This is a genomic window from Massilia genomosp. 1, from assembly GCF_011682185.1.
GTDB classification, from domain to species: domain Bacteria; phylum Pseudomonadota; class Gammaproteobacteria; order Burkholderiales; family Burkholderiaceae_D; genus Telluria_A; species Telluria_A rubra.
In genome coordinates, this window is the sequence record NZ_WHJF01000032.1 from 44903 (window position 1) to 62097 (window position 17195).

Annotated in this window: 11 protein-coding genes; 6 read left to right on the forward strand and 5 right to left on the reverse strand. The window is 64.5% G+C overall.

What is annotated here, in order from left to right:
- The first annotated feature begins 83 nt into the window (after positions 1-83).
- Entirely contained in the window at positions 84-1253 is a 1170-nt protein-coding gene (locus F1735_RS14445; protein WP_167237581.1) for a dienelactone hydrolase family protein, read from the forward strand.
- Between the two features lie 96 nt (positions 1254-1349).
- Complete coding sequence (locus F1735_RS14450; protein ID WP_167237582.1) at positions 1350-2684, forward strand: esterase/lipase family protein; 1335 nt, start codon at positions 1350-1352, stop codon at positions 2682-2684.
- Here F1735_RS14450 and F1735_RS14455 read toward each other — a convergent pair.
- A complete protein-coding gene (locus F1735_RS14455) occupies positions 2679-3605 on the reverse strand; it encodes a pyridoxal-phosphate dependent enzyme (RefSeq protein ID WP_167237583.1) in 927 nt (308 codons plus the stop codon). The genes F1735_RS14450 and F1735_RS14455 overlap by 6 nt on opposite strands.
- Positions 3606-3641: 36 nt before the next feature.
- Complete coding sequence (locus tag F1735_RS14460; protein ID WP_167237584.1) at positions 3642-5183, reverse strand: cryptochrome/photolyase family protein; 1542 nt, start codon at positions 5181-5183, stop codon at positions 3642-3644.
- A 171-nt stretch (positions 5184-5354) separates the two neighbouring features.
- Here F1735_RS14460 and F1735_RS36510 point away from each other — a divergent pair, with 171 nt between their 5' ends.
- The 3 genes from F1735_RS36510 to F1735_RS14470 are packed head-to-tail and all read left to right on the forward strand — an operon-like array spanning position 5355 to position 8071.
- Positions 5355-5699, forward strand: coding sequence for a hypothetical protein (locus F1735_RS36510; RefSeq protein WP_229505771.1), 345 nt, complete (start codon positions 5355-5357; stop codon positions 5697-5699).
- Positions 5654-7603 carry an ATP-binding protein gene (locus F1735_RS14465; protein WP_373888525.1) on the forward strand — a complete coding sequence of 650 codons (1950 nt, stop codon included), beginning with the start codon at positions 5654-5656 and terminating at the stop codon, positions 7601-7603. The genes F1735_RS36510 and F1735_RS14465 overlap by 46 nt, the downstream gene beginning before the upstream one ends.
- A gap of 12 nt (positions 7604-7615) precedes the next feature.
- Positions 7616-8071 (forward strand): response regulator, encoded by a 456-nt coding sequence (locus tag F1735_RS14470; protein ID WP_167237585.1) that lies wholly within the window; start codon positions 7616-7618, stop codon positions 8069-8071.
- Positions 8072-8108: 37 nt separating this feature from the next.
- Here F1735_RS14470 and F1735_RS14475 read toward each other — a convergent pair whose 3' ends face one another.
- The 3 genes from F1735_RS14475 to F1735_RS14485 all read right to left on the reverse strand — a co-directional run bounded on the left by F1735_RS14475 (position 8109) and on the right by F1735_RS14485 (position 11681).
- Positions 8109-9728, reverse strand: a complete 1620-nt coding sequence (locus F1735_RS14475) for a response regulator (RefSeq protein ID WP_167237586.1) — start codon at positions 9726-9728, stop codon at positions 8109-8111.
- A 95-nt stretch (positions 9729-9823) separates the two neighbouring features.
- Positions 9824-10675 carry an endonuclease/exonuclease/phosphatase family protein gene (locus F1735_RS14480; protein ID WP_167237587.1) on the reverse strand — a complete coding sequence of 284 codons (852 nt, stop codon included), beginning with the start codon at positions 10673-10675 and terminating at the stop codon, positions 9824-9826.
- Positions 10676-10742: 67 nt separating this feature from the next.
- Positions 10743-11681, reverse strand: coding sequence for a hypothetical protein (locus F1735_RS14485; RefSeq protein WP_167237588.1), 939 nt, complete (start codon positions 11679-11681; stop codon positions 10743-10745).
- A gap of 261 nt (positions 11682-11942) precedes the next feature.
- On the opposite strand from F1735_RS14485, the gene F1735_RS14490 reads away from it, so the two are divergent.
- Positions 11943-16460, forward strand: coding sequence for a DUF6861 domain-containing protein (locus F1735_RS14490; protein WP_167237589.1), 4518 nt, complete (start codon positions 11943-11945; stop codon positions 16458-16460).
- The last annotated feature ends 735 nt before the right edge of the window (positions 16461-17195 follow it).

Genomic DNA, 17195 nt, shown 5'->3' on the forward strand with positions numbered 1-17195 from the left:
ATCGAATCATTCCATTCGGCAATTCCATTCATCGGGAGCCCATCATCGCTACCGTTTTTCCGCCAGTCCGGCGCGCATGCCGGATGCTGCTCGCCGCACTGGTGAGCGGCCTGAGCCTGCTCCCCTCGATAGCGGTCGAGCAAGAATTGCCGGTCGACTTTCGCCTCAATGAAACCGTGATCGCCATTCCCGCCGGTCCCGGCAAGCAGTCGGTGCTGCAGACCACGCTGTTCCGGCCGAACGGCGCCGGCCCGTTTCCGCTGCTGATCATCAATCATGGCAAGGAATCGGGCGAGCCGCGCAAGCAGCCGCGCGAGCGCTTCATTTTCATGGCCACCGCGTTCGTCAAGCGCGGCTACGCGGTGCTGGTGCCGATGCGGCGCGGGTTTGCCGACTCCACCGGCGCTTACGCCGACCACGGCTGCAACATGACGGCCAACGGCTACGCCCAGGCCAGCGACGTGCAGGACACCATCGAATTCGCGCGCCGGCAGCGCTGGGCCGATCCCGAGCGCATCGTGGTGGCCGGCCAATCGTATGGCGGCCTGGCCACGATCGCCCTCGGCACGCGCGCCGTTCCCGGCGTGCGCGGCCTGATCAACTTCGCCGGCGGCCTGCGCGACGATGGCGAGCGCTGCGACTGGCGCGCGCAACTGGTGCAAGCGTTTGCCAACTACGGCGCGGCCAACAAGATTCCCAGCCTGTGGATCTACGGCGTGAACGATTCGCTGTTCGGACCGGACCTGGTGGCGCGCATGCACGCCGCTTTCGAGCGCGCCGGCGGCAGCGCGCGCCTGGTCGAGTTTGGCGCCTTCAAGCGCGACGCGCACGGCATGCTTGCCAGCCGCGACGGCGCCCGCATCTGGTGGCGCGACACCGCGCGTTTTCTTGAACAGATCGGCATGCCGACCCGCGAAACCGTGGCCGTGGCCGACGCCCCCAGCGTGCCGCGCACCGACTTCGCCCGCGTCGACGACATCGAGGCCGTGCCCTACCTGAGCGAGAACGGGCGCGCCGCTTACCGCGAGTACCTGCACAAGCTCACCCCGCGCGCGTTTGCCGTCTCGCCCAGCGGCGCCTGGTGCTGGGCCGAGGAAGGCGAAGACCCGCATGCGCGCGCACTGGCCGCCTGCGCGCGCAGCAGCGGCCAGCCATGCCAGTTGTATTCGGTCGACGATTACGTGGTGTGGCAAGACCAGCTGGCCGCCAGCGCCAGCGCCGCCACTGGCGGCGCGGGGACCGGCAGCCTCTGATTTAACGTCTTGGCAACACAGCAAAAAAGCGAGCGCGGGCGCGCATAAAATGCCTATACAATGTGCCGACACGTTTTCTCGCCAGGAGAAATTCTTATGTTGCCACGCACCCTACGCGCCGTCCTCGCCCCCGCCCTGTTCCTGTCCTGCGCCTTCCAAGCGGCCTCAGCCGCAAACAACTATCCGATCGTACTGGTCCACGGCTTTCTCGGTTTCGGCCCGGAGCAGTACACGCGCACCGGTTTCAAATACTGGGGCGGCTTCGACGACATTGTCGGCCACATGCGCAGCCACCAAGGCCAGCACCAGGTCTGGGCCGCCTCGGTCGGCGCGATCAGTTCCAACTGGGACCGCGCGGCCGAACTGTACTATCAGATCAAAGGGGGCTGCGTCGATTACGGCACCACCCACACGGGCAGCGCGGCCAGGTTCGGCGCGCTGCGCCAGCCCGCCGGCAAATGCTGGGCCGCCGATCCGGCGAATAATCCCAACGGCTATCCGGCCGCGCTGTATCCGGCCTGGGACGCGCGCCACCCGGTCCACCTGATCGGCCACAGCCAGGGTGGGCAAACCATCCGCGCCCTGATCGAACTGCTGGAGAACGGCTCGCCGAACGGCGACGAAGGCGGCGCCGACCTGTACCAGGGCGGCAAGCGCGGCTGGGTCGTCAGCGCCACCACCATATCCTCGCCCAACGATGGCACCAGCCTGCGCGACGCCATGGGCGACACCGGCGCGGCGCTCACCCAACTGGGCGCCGGCATCGCCACCATCGCCAACGGCGGCGATGTCACGCAACCGGCGGCCGACCTCGGGCTGGAACAGTTCGGCCTGCGCAGCGGCGCGACCGAGCCCTCGGCGGCCTACCGCCAGCGCGTGCTGGCCGCGCCCTTCTGGGACCAGGACAATTTCGACTCGGCCCAGGCCGAAATGACGCCCGACGGCGCGTACACCTTCAATGCCTGGGCCAAGACCTCGCCCTCGGTGTATTACTTCTCGATGAGCAACCAGGCGACCGAAGCCGGCAGCCCGTGCTGCAACAACACCGACCGCCTGCTGTTCCCGCTCCAGAACCCGGCCTTCCAGTATCCGCGCGCCGACATGGCCTCGCTCACGCGCCCGTATGCCGGCGAGTGGGTGCTTCCCTCGGCCGGGCGGCGCGGCATGGGCTCGTACACGATGGCCGGCGGCGGCCGGGTGCCGGTCGACGCCAGCTGGTTCGCCAACGATGGCGTGGTCAACACGGTCAGCATGCGCGCCCCGTCCGGGCACCCGGTGCGCGACCATAAAGGCACGCCGGTGCGCGGCAGCTGGAATTTCCTGAAAAACTACCAAGGCTACGACCACTTCGACATGGTCGGCTGGCCCAAGTCGGGGCCGCGCGTGTATCCGATCTACGATGCGGTGGCGGCCATCCTGTACGGACTATGAGGCGGCCAGGGTGCCTTCCCACGCCTGCAACTGCGCCACGGTGGCGGTCACGCCGCCGCACACGATCACCAGCAGGTTCTTGAAAGCGGCCAGTTCGGGGCGGCCGGCGTAGACCACCGCCAGCGAGGCGCCGCAGGCCGGTTCCACCACCAGCCGGTGGTCGTCCATGAAGCGGATGCAGGCCGCCACCGCCGCCTGGTCGGTCACCACCATGCTGCTCATCGGATGCACGTGGGTCCAGTCGAACGCCGCCTGCGACACCTGGCGCGCGCCGAGCGAGGTGGCGATGCTGGCGATGCGCGGCAGTTCGATGCGCCGGTCGGCCTCGATCGACTGCGCCAGCGAATCGGCGCCGTCGGTCTCGACGGCGAACACCGGCACCTTGTCCCAGCCATTGCGGCGCAGGCCTTCGATCACGCCGCACATCAGGCCGCCCCCGCCGACCGACAGCACCACCGCGTCGGGAATCACGCCGGCATGCGCCACTTCATCGATCATGGTGGCGTGCCCGGTCCACAACAGCGGATCGTCGAAGGCGTGGATGAAGGCGTCGTGCTCGCCCACCATCGACAGCGCCAGCGCGTTCGCTTCGGAAAACGAAGCGCCGTGTACGATCAGCTCGGCCTGTTCGCGCCGCATCAGTTCGCGCGCGCGCTCGCTGGTCGTTTCCGGCGCCACCACCACCACCGGCACGCCCAGCTGGCGCCCGGCGTAGGCGGCGGCCAGGCCCGCATTGCCGCCCGACGAAGAGATGAAGCGTTTCGCCCCGCGCCGCGCGTACTCTTCGCAGGCGTGGCCGATGCCGCGCAGCTTGAACGAGCCGTTCGGCTGCAGCGCTTCCATCTTCAGCCAGACCGTCTGGCCGTTCTTGCCGCCCATGGCCGACGAGGCCACCAGCGGTGTATCGATATGTAGAGTCATGGTTGATTCAAGCTTCCGTGAAGTTGTAAACCGGCGTTAGAGTTGTTCCAGCCGCGCCCGCACCGATGCCGCCTGTTCGCCACAGGCCGCGCGCGCCGCGTCATCCATCTTGAACAGGTTGCGGTACACCATGCCCAGGCGCTGGTTGCCCGACAAGCGCTTGGCATTGCGCTCAAAAAAATCCCAATACAGCGCATTGAACGGACAGGCCGTCTCGCCCAGGCGCGCCTTTTTATCGTAGTGGCAGCCCTTGCAGTAGTCGCTCATGCGGTCGATGTACGCGGCGCTCGAGACATACGGCTTGGTCGCCAGCAGGCCGCCATCGGCGAACTGGCTCATGCCGATCGTGTTCGGCATTTCCACCCACTCGACCGCGTCGACATACACGCCAAGGTACCACTCGTGCAGCGCGTGCGGATCGAGTCCGGCCAGCAGGGAGAAATTCCCGATGATCATCAGGCGCTGGATGTGATGGGCGTGCGCATCGTCGAGCGACTGGCCGATGGCGTGGCGCAGGCAGCGCATGTTCGTCTTGCCATCCCAGAACCACGACGGCAGCGGCGTGTCGTGGCCGAACACATTGTGCCGCTCGTAGCCCGGCATGTTGGCCCAGTACACGCCGCGCACGTACTCGCGCCAGCCGAGGATCTGGCGGATGAAGCCTTCCACCGCGTGCAGCGGCGCGTGGCCGGCGCGCCAGGCGTCTTCGGCTTCGGCGATCACTTCGCGCGGGTGCAGCATCTTGGTGTTGAGGGCGAACGAGAGCATCGAATGAAACAGGCGCGTGGCGCTCGTGTGCATCGCATCCTGATAGTCGCCGAAGTGCGGCAGGCCATATTGGATAAAGGCGTCCAGGTGGGTCAGCGCTTCGGCGCGGTCCTGCGGCCAGACGATGCGCGCGCAATCGGGGCGCCCGAAGCTGGCCACGCCGGCGGCCTCGATGCTGGCCCACAGCGCAGAATGATCGTGCTGCGCGCGCGCATCGAACGGCTCGGGCGGCGTGCCGCGCCACGGCTTGCGGTTGTCGTGATCGAAGTTCCACTGGCCGCCGGCCGGCTTGCCGCCCGCGTCGACCAGCACCCCATGCACGAGCCGCATCTGGCGGTAGAAATACTCCATCAGCGACTGCGCGCGCTTGGCGAAGATGCGGCCGGCCTCGTCGCGCGCGGTCAAAAAATGCTCGCTGCCGACCATCGTGCCGGGTACCTTCAGCCGCGCCGCGTAGGCGGCCAGTTGCGCGTCGAGCCGGTATTCGTCCGGCTCCTGGTATTCAAAGCCGCTGGCGCCGTAGCGGGCCAGCAGCGCGTCGATGTTGGCCGGGATCGATTGCAGGTTGTCAGTGTCGTCGATGCGCAGGTAGTGTACGCGGTGGCCGGCTTGCCCGAGCTGGTGCGCCATGGCGCGCATGCCGGCAAAGATGGCGATGATCTTCTGCGCGTGGTGCCGCACGTAGTCGGTCTCCTGGCGCACTTCCATGAACACGTAGAGTACGTCGGCGCGCACCTCGGCGAACCAGCTGTGCAGGGGGTTGAGCTGGTCGCCCAGGATCAGGCGCAGCGTCGTCGTCGATGGCGGCATGGGTGGCAAGTGGCGCTCAAGCGGGTCCGGTTAGAGGAACGGAGTTTATCATGCGCCAGCCAGCGCCGCGCGGGGCGGCGGCGGCGCTGGCGTGCGAGGCAATGAACAGTGATTAAAGTAAAATATTGCTTTTGAAATGCGGCGCCCCGACCCGTGCCCAGGAAGCTTTTTATGAGCCAGGCAATCCCCCACAGTCCCGATCTCGACTTGTCCAGCTGCGACCAGGAACCGATCCGCTTCCCCGGCAGCATCCAGCCGCATGGCTTTTTGCTGGCGCTGTCGCCGACCTTGCAAGTGCTCCAGGCCAGCGACAACCTCGACCAGATGATCGGGGTCGATTGCGAACGCGCCATCGGCCAGGCCCTGGAAGCGGTGATCGGCGAGCAGGCCGCCTGCAGCTTGGGCCCGAGATCGACGCCGCCGACATCGGCCAGCGCCCGCTCTACCTGTGTACCCTCGGCATCGGGCCGGTGCGCCACTTCGACGTGCTGGCGCATTACTACGATGCGCTGCTGATCCTCGAATTCGAATCGGTCGAGCGCGCCTCGGCCGCCGATTTTCGCCACCTGCACCGCCAGGTCGGCGAGTTCCTGCTGAAGGTGGGCGACAGCGCCGACACGCAGGCCATGAGCGCGCTGGCGGCCCAGGAAATCGGCCGCGTCACCGGCTTCGGCCGGGTCATGGTGTACCAGTTCGACCAGGATGGCCACGGCCACGTGCTGGCCGAATGCCGCGCCGACGATTATCCGTCCTACCTGGGGCAGCGTTTCCCGGCGTCCGACATTCCGCGCCAGGCGCGCGAGCTGTACATGCTCAACCGCATCCGCCTGATCCAGGACGCCAACTACACGCCGGCGCGCCTGGTGCCGGCCTTGAACCCGATGACCGGCGCCGCCAACGACCTCTCGTTCGCGGCCCTGCGCAGCGTCTCGCCGATCCACCTGCAATACATGCGCAACATGGGCACGCTGGCGTCGATGTCGGTGTCGCTCATGGTCAAGGGCAAGCTGTGGGGACTGATTTCGTGCCACCATGCGACGCCCTGCCCGGTCGCTTTCGACAAGCGCACCGCCTGCGAACAACTGGGCCAGATCCTGGCCATGTGCATCGAGTCGCGCGCCGACGCCAAGGAGCTGCAATTCCGGCTGGACGTGCGGCGCGTCATGCTGTCGATGCTGGCCGGCCTGACCCAGGGCTCGGACTTCATCGACAACCTCGCCAGCGTGTTCCCGGCCCTGCTGCAGTTCGCGCGCGCCGGCGGCGCCGCCATCGTGTTCGAGGAGCGCCTGCTGACCTACGGCGACACGCCCGATGAAGACGCGATCCGCGAGCTGGTCGGCTGGCTCGATGCGAACAACCACGACGACGTGTTCCATACCGACTGCCTGGCGGCGCAGTATCCGGCCGCGGCGGCCCTGGCCGGCAATTGCTCGGGCCTGCTGGCCATGCCGGTCTCGCGCATCCACAAGCACTACCTGCTGTGGTTCCGGCCCGAGGTGGTGCGCACCGTGGAATGGGCCGGCAACCCGCACCAGAAAGACGCGCAAGGCGCGGCGCCGGTGACGCAACTGTCTCCGCGCACCAGCTTCGCCACCTGGCGCGAAACCATCACCGGCACCAGCGCGCCCTGGCACGGCGGCGAGATCGAACTGGCGCTCGAGTTCCGCACCGCGCTGCTGGGGATCGCGCTCGAACGCGCCGAGCAGATGGCCGAACTGGCCGAGGAACTGGGCCGCGCCAACAAGGAGCTCGAAGCGTTTTCGTATTCGGTCTCGCACGACCTGCGCGCGCCGCTGCGCCACATCGTCGGCTTTTCCGACCTGCTGCTGGAGCCGGCCGCCAGCGAGAACCTGGAAAAGCGCCAGCGCTTCCTGCGCAACATCAAGGATTCGGCGCGCCTGGCCGGCAAGCTGGTCGACGACCTGCTCAGTTTTTCGCAGATGGGCCGCGCCGCGCTGCGCCCGACCCTGGTCCAGATGGGCGAGCTGGTGCGCTCATGCATCGACAAGCTGGCGCTCGACATCGGCCAGCGCCGGATCGACTGGGATATCGGCGCGCTGCCGGCGATGCGCGCCGACCCCACCTTCTTGCAGCTGGCGCTGTTCAACCTGCTGTCGAACGCGGTCAAGTTCACCAGCCAGAAAGAGCATGCCATCATCACCATCCGCGCCAGCGATGAAGGCGCCGAGTGGGTCATGTCGATCGCCGACAACGGCGCCGGTTTTCACATGGAGTACGTACACAAGCTGTTCGGCGTGTTCCAGCGCCTGCACCGGATGGAAGACTTCCAGGGCACCGGCATTGGCCTGGCCAATGTGCGCCGCATCATCGAACGCCACGGCGGGCGGGTGTGGGCCAGCGGCGTGCCGGGCGAAGGCGCCACGTTTTATTTCAGCATTCCCAAAGAACTCCATATTTAAGGTACGCAAGACATGTTAAAGCCCATCCTTCTGGTCGAAGATAATCCGCACGACCTGGAACTGACGCTGATCGCGCTGGAAAAGAGCCAACTGGCCAATGAAGTCATCATCGCGCGCGACGGCGCCGAGGCGCTCGATTACCTGATGTGCCGGGGCGAGCATGCGGCGCGCCAGGTCGGCAATCCGGCCGTGGTGCTGCTCGACCTGAAACTGCCGAAAGTCGACGGCCTGGAAGTGCTCAGGGAGATCCGCAGCACCGCGCACCTGAAAAGCATTCCGGTGGTGATGCTCACCTCGTCGAAGGAAGAACAGGACCTGCTGCGCAGTTATGAACTGGGCGTCAATGCGTACGTGGTCAAGCCGGTCGACTTCGAGGAGTTCGTGCGGGCGATTGCCGACCTGGGGATTTTCTGGGCGGTGTTGAATGAACCGCCGCCGGGCTCGCACCGCTACGTCAAGCCGCACTGAGCGCGGCTTGAGGTAGCGGCCGGGCGTTCGCGCACGCTCAGTGCGACGCCACCCCGGCCGGCTTGGGCCGTCGCAGCAGATGCCGGATGCGCGCGCTGAGCACGTCGGCGTTATACGGTTTTTGCAGCAGGTTGACCTTGGCGTCAAGCTTGCCCTCATGCGCCAGCACCCCCTCGGCATATCCCGAGGTGAACAGCAACTGGGCCGATGGCAGCCGGGTGCGCACCACTTCGCTCAACTCCAGGCTGCTCAACTTGCCCGGCATGATCACATCCGAAAACACCAGGTCGATCTTGGCCCCCGAGTCGATCAGTTCCACGGCGTGCGCCGCGTCGTGCGCCTCGAACACCTGGTAACCTAGCGCCGAGAGCAATTCGACGGTGCTGGTACGCACGTCTTCTTCATCTTCGACCACGAGAATCGTTTCCAGGCCGCCGAACAAGGGCGCCTGCACATATTCCTCGGCGTCCTCCGGCTCGCTGGTGCTGCGTTGCAGGAAAATCTTGACGCTGGTGCCGGCGCCCGGTTCGCTTTTGAGCTGGATTTCACCGCCCGACTGCTTCACGAAGCCATACGCCATCGACAAGCCCAGCCCGGTTCCCTGCCCGGTCGGCTTGGTCGTGAAAAACGGTTCGAAAGCGCGCCGCAACACCGCTTCCGGCATGCCGCAGCCGGTATCGGCCACTTCCACCATCACATAGTCGCCCGAGGCCAGTTCCGACAGCAGCCCCGAACCGAGCGGCACATTGGCCGCGCGGATGGTCAAGGTGCCGCCATCGGCCATGGCGTCGCGCGCGTTGATGGCCAGGTTCAGGATCACGTTGTTCAACTGGCTCGGATCGACCGTGGTGCTCCACAACCGCTCTTCGATGTCGGTATTGATGACGGCGCGCGGGCCGAGCACGCGCCGCATCATTTCATCCATGTCGCGCAGCACCGTGCCGGGATTGACCACCACCGCCTGCAGCGGCTGGCGCCGCGCGAAGGCCAGCAGGTGGGCCGACAGCCTGGCGCCGCGCTCCACGCCGGCGAGCGCGATATCGATCCGGGTGCGCGCGCTCTCGCTCACGCCGCCGAGCAGCTTGAGCAACTGCAAATTGCCGCCGATGATCTGCAACACATTATTGAAGTCGTGCGCGACGCCGCCGGTCAACTGGCCGATCGCTTCCATTTTTTGCGCCTGGTGCAGGGCCGACTGGCTCGCGGCCAGTTCTTCCTGGCTGCGCCGCAGCGACACGAACGCTTCGTCGCGCTGCTTGCGGGCGATGTAGGCGGCGCTGTGGTAGCGCACGCGCGCGGCCAGTTCGCGCCCGTCCGGCCACTTGACCATGTAGTCGTTGGCGCCGGTGGCGAAGGCCCTGGCCTTGATCTCGGCGTCTTCTTCGGAGGACAGCAAGATCACCGGCAGATGCTCGGTATCGCGGTGCCGGCGCAGCAGGCGGATCACGTCGAAACCATCGGCCCCCGGCATGCGCAGGTCGACCAGCACCACGGTCGCATCGACCTCCAGCGCCAGCTCGACGACGCGTTCGGACTGCGAGGCATAGCGCAGGGCCACGTCGGTGCATCCTTCGAGGCAATGCGCGATGAAGTCCTGGGCGAAGGGCTCATCGTCTATCAGCAGTACCGAACAGGGGTAGGATTTGTCGTCGATCATGTGTATTGCTATAACATAAATTTAGTTATATTTTACATGAGCACAAGCTGTTTTGAATGCAACAGATATCAACTGTGCGGCCGCGCCCGCGCACCTTATTCCAGGCGCATGAGCAGCGGCTGGTGGTCCGGGCCGGCATCGTCGCAGGCGACCCGCAGCTCGGCCACGCGCGGCGCCAGGTCGGCGCCCACAAAGATAAAGTCGCAGGTAAACGGATCGGCCGGCCGGCCCGGATGGTCGTGCAGGCAGACCGTGGGCGCGTGCGCCCGGCCCGGATGGCGCAGGGGCCAGGCGTCGGCATAGGCCGGCGTGCCATCGTCGAACGGTGCTTGCAGGCAATGGTATTCCCAGGAACCGGGCAGGAAGTTGCAGTCGCCCGCCAGGATGGCCGCACGCGCGCGCGCGATGGCGGCGAACGGCCCGCCGGGCGCGCCGGCACGGGGGGTGGCGGCATGCGCCACCGCTTCGCGCTGCAAGTCGCGCAGGCGCTGCACCTGGGCGCTGCGCTGCGGGCGCGAAAAATACTCGAGGTCGGTGGTGGTCACGCGGATCAGGCCGAGCGGCGTGTCGAGCGTCGCTTCCAGGGCGATGCGCTGCATGCTCATCACCGCCGGGTCGGGCGGCCACGGCAAGGCGTGGCGCAGCACTTGCAGCACCGGATGGCGCGACAGGATCATGTTGCCGAACAGGCGGCGCGGGCCGTCGCCTTCTCCCGCCGTGTCGCACGCCAGGCCGACCACCGCCACGTAGCCCGGGAAATGGTGCGCCAGTAGCGCAAACTGGTTGGCGCCGTCGCAGCCAGGCATATCGGTATAGCCGGACGAGACTTCTTGCAGGCACAGCACATCGGCATCGGCCACCTTGCGCAGGCTTGCCGCCGTGTGCGCGATGTCGCACTTGCCGCTGGGACTGCGCCCGCGCTGGATATTCCATGTAATCAGGTTCATGCCGCCCTCCGCCCTGTCGATCAGAGGTTCAGGCTAGCCGGGTAGCGGCGCGCGGGAATGATGCAGCTCAGGCGCGCGCGAGTTGGCGTTCCGGCCAGCGCATGCGGGCGGCCAGCGCGCAAATGAAGCGCTCGTCGTCGACGTGGAACAAGGCCGGGTCGAGCCGGTCCTGGGTGCCGACGAAGAATATCCAGCCCTTGATCTGGCTGTCTTGCCGGGCTTGCTCCACGGCTTCCGCGCGCGCCGCGTTGATTTCGTGCAGCAAGGTGTTGCGGCGCGCCGGGCTCCAGCCGGACCAGTCCACCCGCAAGCGGCACAGGGAGAGGTGGCGGCGCGTGGCGCTGTCCCATTCGCCGGCGTTGAGGATCAGTTCGCAGTGCGACTCGCTGGTCGCCGCTTCTTCCTTCCAGCGGATCGGCGCATAGAACAGGTGGCGCGGATTGCTGAAGAAGGCCGGCTTTTTTTTGGGAATGAACCAGAACAGCTGGGCGTAGGTCTTGCCCCGGACGCCGGGGATTTCGAGCGGCAGGAATGCGCGGTCGTTCGGAAAATTGATGTACGTGCGGCAGGCGGGGCGGATGGTCTTGATGGTGTGGCCGTGGTGCCGCGCATGCACCGACGCCCGGGCGGCGGCGTGGACGGCCGCCAGGGTGCTGGAGGCGAACGAGGCCTTGAGCGGGCTGGCGCCGGCGCCGGCGGTGTCGCTGTCCAGGATCAGCTTGCTGGGAAAGGGCATCGGAAAGCCGTCGCTGCTGCCCACCCGTTCTTTCTGCCCGCGGCTGACGATGCTGTGTTCGGCATCGACCGCGCAGTCCGCCGCATGCAGGTTGACCCGGCCCAGCGTGAAATACGGCCGGCGCTTGTTGACGGCCGCATCGTACGAAGCCGGATAGACCTGGGTCGGACAGCCCCGGCAGAGCCAGGCTTCCTTGTCGACCACGTCCATCTCCCATAATTCTTCAGCTTCGACCAGCTCGTCAGTATGACGATTGCGCGCGACATCCATGAACAGACTCCGGGAAACGGTTCGAAGGGACGATTATGCGCCGCCCCGCATGCGCAAAGCTTGAGCCTGGCTAATCAAGGAGGGTGGCGTGCAAAATGGCGACGTCTATGCATGCGCGCATCGATCTTGCATCACCAGCAAACAATAGTGAAACTCGTTAAGCTATCTGAATGTTGTTATAATGTTACTCCGTACCGTAAAAAGACGCTGTCGATATGATATCAAGCAAGCGGTGACTGTTGACCATAGGAAGTACACCGCATGACCACCACGAATGCCCTTGCCAGTTTTAATGACATCAGCGGCGCCTTGCGCCGGATGGAGACGCAATACAGGACGGCCGGCGCCGCCGCGCTGCAGGACGTCGAAAAACGCGTGCAACGGTTCTCGCGCGACCATTCGCTGCCCAGCTTGCGCGATATCGCCCAGCACACGGAAGCGACCCGCTGCGCCTACGCGGTCCACCAGGCGCTGCAAGCATCGAACCACCGGATGGCCGAGATGCTGGTCAAGAGAGTCGCCGGCCTCGACTTCAGCAGCATTCTCGGCGCCTTGTGGGAAGGCACCAAGGAAACCGCCCTGTTCATTGGCGGTGGCGCCATCCTGGGCGCCACCGTCGGCGGCGGGCTCGGCGCCCTGGCGGCCGGCGTGGGCGCTGCGCCCGGTGCGATCATCGGGGCGGCGGTTGGCATAGAGATCGCAACCCTGGTCATGGCGGTGATGGGTTTGGCCGACGTGGTGCAAAGCCTCGCCGAGACGATTCCCGAAATGTGCCGGAAAATGATCCAGGGATTTGCGCTGGCATGGCGCGCCGGGCAATTAGCGCATACGGCGCGTGCGCAATCCGCCCAGCTCATCACGGCATCCGCCGAGGCTTTCGCCGAAGGAAAAATATTGCTGGTGATGGCCGTCATGTCGGCTGTGTCACTCATGTTGGCCAAGAAAGACCTGACCAAGGCCTTGCGCGTTCTCAGGGAAAGCAAGCTGGGCGCTCCCGTTGCCGGCTGGGTCAATCGGAACGCGCCGCAGATCGCCCAGCGCCCCGAATTCAAGCCCAGGAGTATCGCCGCCCAAGTCGCGCCATCGAAGGCGCCGTCAGCACCAGCGGTCAAAGCGCCGGCGCCAGCGCCACCACCGGTGAAGGCGCCGCCCCCCGCCAAGGCGCCTGCCGCCAAGTCGCCCAAGGGCAAGGGAAAAGACAAGTTCGAGCTCGAACTCGAAGGCGACGCTGACGAACCATGTCCCGATTGCGAGCCGCAAGTCGGCAAACCGGTCAGTCCCGCTTCTGGCGCCAAGATACTCAAAGGCCCGGGCGAGCTGGATTTTGTGTTGCCCGCCCCGTTGCCATTGGGCTGGCAACGCAGCTACAGCTCGCGCCAGCGCCAGGCGGGGTGGATGGGACAAGGCTGGTCGACGCCGCTCTCGCTGGCGCTGCAAGTCGATGACGACAGCGTGGTCATCCTCGACGCGTTTGCGCGCCACGTCACCTTTTCGCTGCCGGGCATCGGCCAGACGCGCTATTCGCCATCCGAAAAGATCACCCTGTTGCGCAGCGGTGCGCGCACGTTCGAGCTGTTCGATGCGAATGGCGCGCGCGACCTGTTTGCCATTCCCGACAATGGGCATGAGATTGCCCGCCTGGTCGGGAAAATGGATGCCAACGGCAACCGCATCAGCATCACGTACAACAAGCGCCAGTTGCCCGAACAGGTGGAAGACGGGGCCGGCAATCTGTTTACGCTGGTGTTCGAAGATCACCGGGCCTATCCGCGCCTGCGCAGCATCAGCGTGCGGCGCGAGGCGACGGACGAGCAGCAATTGCTGGTGCAGTACGCCTACGACGAGGCCGGCAACCTGAGCCAGGTCAGCAATGGCGCGGGCGACATCACCCGCCAGTTTGTCTACCGCAACCACGTGATGGTGGAACACAGCCAGCCGGGCGGCCTGGTGTCGCGCTACGAATACGACGACTACACGGCCAGCGGCCGCGTCACGCGCAACTGGACCAACAGCGGGCAATCGTGGAACTTGCGCTATCTGCCGCAGGAAACCATCGTGACCGACAATCTCGGCCGCGAAGAGCGCTACCGCTTCGACCACAAGCGCCGCATGATCGGCATCGTCAACGCGGTCGGCGGCGTCACCACGCGCCAGCTCGACGCGCATGGCAATGTGCTGCATGTCACCAATGCCGGCGGCCGCACGACCAGTTACCGCTACGACGGGCGCAGCCGTGTGGTGCGCGTCGAAAGCGGCGGGCACGGCACCGGCATCGTCTACGACGAACGCTTCGACAAGCCGGCATTGATTACCGACGCCCTGGGCGCGGCCACCTTGCTGCGCTACGACGACAATGGCAACCTGGCCAGCGTGACCGATGCCCTGGGCCAAAAAACCTCGTACCAGTACGACGCGCTCGGCTTGCCGGTGCGGGTGCTCGACGCGGCCGGCGGCGTCAAGCGGCTGGCCTACAACCGCGCCGCGCAACTGATCAGCTACACCGATTGCTCGAACAACAGCACCTGTTTCAGCTATGACGATAGCGGCAGGCTGCTGCGCACCACGAATGCCGCCGGCAACACCACCTCGTACAGCTACGACCGGCTCGGGCGCATGGCGGCGAGCACCGATGGCGACGGCGCAACGGTACGCTATGAATACGATGCGCTGGGACGGATGGTGGCGCATATCGATGCGGCGGGCAACCGCACCAGCTACGAGCTCAACAGCGAGGGCAAGCCGGTCAAGCGCGTCGATGCACGCGGCGGCGTGCTCGCATACCGCTACGACGATGCGCAGCGGATCACGGAACTGATCAACGAAAATGGCGACGCGCACCGCTTTGTGTACGACGCGCTCGACCGCCTGGTGGAAGAAACGGCCTTCGATGCGCAACTGACGCGCTACCGCTACGATGACAGCGGCATGGTGGTCGGCAAGGAAGAGCACGGCAGCGGCGAACGCAGTCAATACACGCGCATCGACACCCATTATGCGCGCGACAGCGCCGGTCAACTGATCGAAAAGATCGTCTCGCGCGCCAATGGCGCTGCCAGCGCCGAACAAATTCGCGTACGTTTTGCCTACGACCCGCTGGGGCGGATGACGCAAGCGGTCAATGCCGCCGCTGAAGTCACGCTGCACTACGATGCGCTGGGCCAGCTGGTGGGCGAGCGCACCAAAACGCGCGAACACACGAGCGCGCTGCACCATGCGTACGACGAGCTGGGCAACCGGATCCAGACGACGTTGCCGGATGGCCGCGTGCTCAACAACCTGTTCTATGGCTCCGGTCACCTGCACCAGATCAATATCGATGGCGAGGTCATCACCGACATCGAGCGCGACAAACTGCACCGCGCAACGAGCCGCACGCAAGGCGCGCTGAGCACCCGGTTCGAGTACGACCCGGTAGGCCGTCTGCTGGCGCAGGTGGCCGCTTACATGGACGTTGGCCGGGGCGCCGAAGCGGTCATTGCACGCCATTACCAGTACGATGACGCCGGCAACTTGCTGGCCATCGACGACCAGCGCAATGGCTTGAAGACCTACAGCTACGACGTGATCGGCCGCATCATGACGGCGGTGCAGCCGAACCTGGAGGAGCGCTTTGCGTTCGACCCGGCGCACAACCTGTTGGACGCCACCGTCGGCGCGGCGGGCCGGGTCGAAGGCAACCGGGTCAAGGTGTTCGAGGACAAGCGCTACGACTACGATGCGCACGGCAACCTGACTGAAAAGCTGAGCGGCAAGCACACGCGTCTGCGCCTGGAATGGAATGCGGCGCACCAGCTGGTCAAGTCGGAGACCACGCGCAATCCGCAAGAAGCGCAGCCGACTGTGCAAAAGGTGAAGTATGCCTACGATCCGTTCGGGCGCCGGATTGCCAAGAAAGATGCGTTCGGGACGACCCGCTTTGTGTGGGACGGCAACCGCCTGCTGTCCGAGGCGCGCGGCGAGTGGGAGCGCACCTATGTGTATGAGCCGGGCTCGTTCGTGCCGCTGGCGCAGCTCGATACGGTTACCGGGCAGGATGCCGGCACCGAATGCACGGTGCACTATATCCACACGGATCATCTGGGCACGCCCAACGAAGTCACCGACCAGGATGGCGAGGTCACCTGGGCGGTCGCCTACAAGGCCTGGGGTAATGTGCTGCGCCGCGTGGATGTTGCGGCGGAGGCGGACCAGTCCCACACTGCCCTGGCGCAGGCGCAGCCTATCCGTTTCCAGGGGCAGTACCATGACAGCGAAACCGGCTTGCACTACAATCGTTTCCGCTACTATGATGCCGATTGCGGGCGCTTTGTGTCGCTTGATCCGATCGGGCTTTCCGGTGGACATAACACGTATCAATACGCGCCTAATCCGGTTTCCTGGATCGATCCGTATGGGTTGAGTGCGGAAGGGTGCAATTGCATGGTGCATTGGCACGATAACCGAGATCAGCAGAATAGGGTGGGACATTTTTCGATTGAAGTGATAGCTGATGGGAATTCGATACACTCTCACCAACTGGGCGGACCCGGAGGCCCTACAATGCCGAGCACCGACGTGTCTGGCATTCCCCGTCCTGCGAAAACTATTGAATTTAATCTTCCGAATCCTAAGGCGGCGCAAGATTTCCAAAACGACGGACTTAATAAACTGGGACCGGCATATAACATCAGAAAGCAGAGTTGTGTAACTTATGTTTGCAGGGTGATGGAGGCTGGTGGACACGAAACCCCAAAAGACGCTCGTCAGCAATATATATATTTAACCACTGAACAACCGTAAAATCATGGGACCAAAATATTGTGTGAAGCACGGCTTCCAGCCATTCATAAGTACGTCGCCCAGATTGGCCGAGGCGATTTCGAGCAATCAATCCGTGACACATGATGATATCAGATACCTTGAGTTCGATTTATTCGGAAGAAATTTTAGACAAACGGTTGATCCAACTTTTCTCGAGAACTTCGGACTCCCTTCAAATCGTGGGGTCGTTGTCCTGAAAGACAGAGATAAAGCTGCCAAGCAACTTAACGATCGATTACTTATCCAAAAAATCACGAAAGAGCTTATAAGTGTGTGCCCTCTATGTCTTGACCTCATACTACCCAGTTGATATCGCGTCAGGACGCAACGTGTGCAACTTTCACACGGCAAGATGCAGTCAGACATGTGGACGTGCGAAAAAACGTCGCGTATAGCGCTGGTATTGAAAGGTAGCTGACTCAATGTGCTTGAGTAAATAGCGATGCGAAAAACACGGCCATCGCTCCTTTGTATAGACGGCACGCGGATTCGCTGAAGTAGTCGCCGGCAACCGGGCTATCCCCAATCTACCGGACTTAAGCCTGTCGATTTTTTTACGATTGAACGTCGAAATCGCTTGACAAGATCCTGAATCCGTGTTCCGCCTCCTTCAATAGTTGATCAAGTCATTGATTTCAAAGTAAAATATGGCATCCCATACTTTCACCTGACCTGCCATGCCACACTTTGAAGTCAAGCAATCGCGCAACCTGG

Bases quoted from the DNA above. Each gene is read 5' to 3' on its own strand.
- F1735_RS14460 (WP_167237584.1), bottom strand. From the start codon at position 5,183: ATGCCGCCATCGACGACGACGCTGCGCCTGATCCTGGGCGACCAGCTC.
- F1735_RS14445 (WP_167237581.1), top strand. From the start codon at position 84: ATGCTGCTCGCCGCACTGGTGAGCGGCCTGAGCCTGCTCCCCTCGATA.
- F1735_RS14485 (WP_167237588.1), bottom strand. From the start codon at position 11,681: ATGGATGTCGCGCGCAATCGTCATACTGACGAGCTGGTCGAAGCTGAA.
- F1735_RS14450 (WP_167237582.1), top strand. From the start codon at position 1,350: ATGTTGCCACGCACCCTACGCGCCGTCCTCGCCCCCGCCCTGTTCCTG.
- F1735_RS14490 (WP_167237589.1), top strand. From the start codon at position 11,943: ATGACCACCACGAATGCCCTTGCCAGTTTTAATGACATCAGCGGCGCC.
- F1735_RS14480 (WP_167237587.1), bottom strand. From the start codon at position 10,675: ATGAACCTGATTACATGGAATATCCAGCGCGGGCGCAGTCCCAGCGGC.
- F1735_RS14455 (WP_167237583.1), bottom strand. From the start codon at position 3,605: ATGACTCTACATATCGATACACCGCTGGTGGCCTCGTCGGCCATGGGC.
- F1735_RS36510 (WP_229505771.1), top strand. From the start codon at position 5,355: ATGAGCCAGGCAATCCCCCACAGTCCCGATCTCGACTTGTCCAGCTGC.
- F1735_RS14470 (WP_167237585.1), top strand. From the start codon at position 7,616: ATGTTAAAGCCCATCCTTCTGGTCGAAGATAATCCGCACGACCTGGAA.
- F1735_RS14475 (WP_167237586.1), bottom strand. From the start codon at position 9,728: ATGATCGACGACAAATCCTACCCCTGTTCGGTACTGCTGATAGACGAT.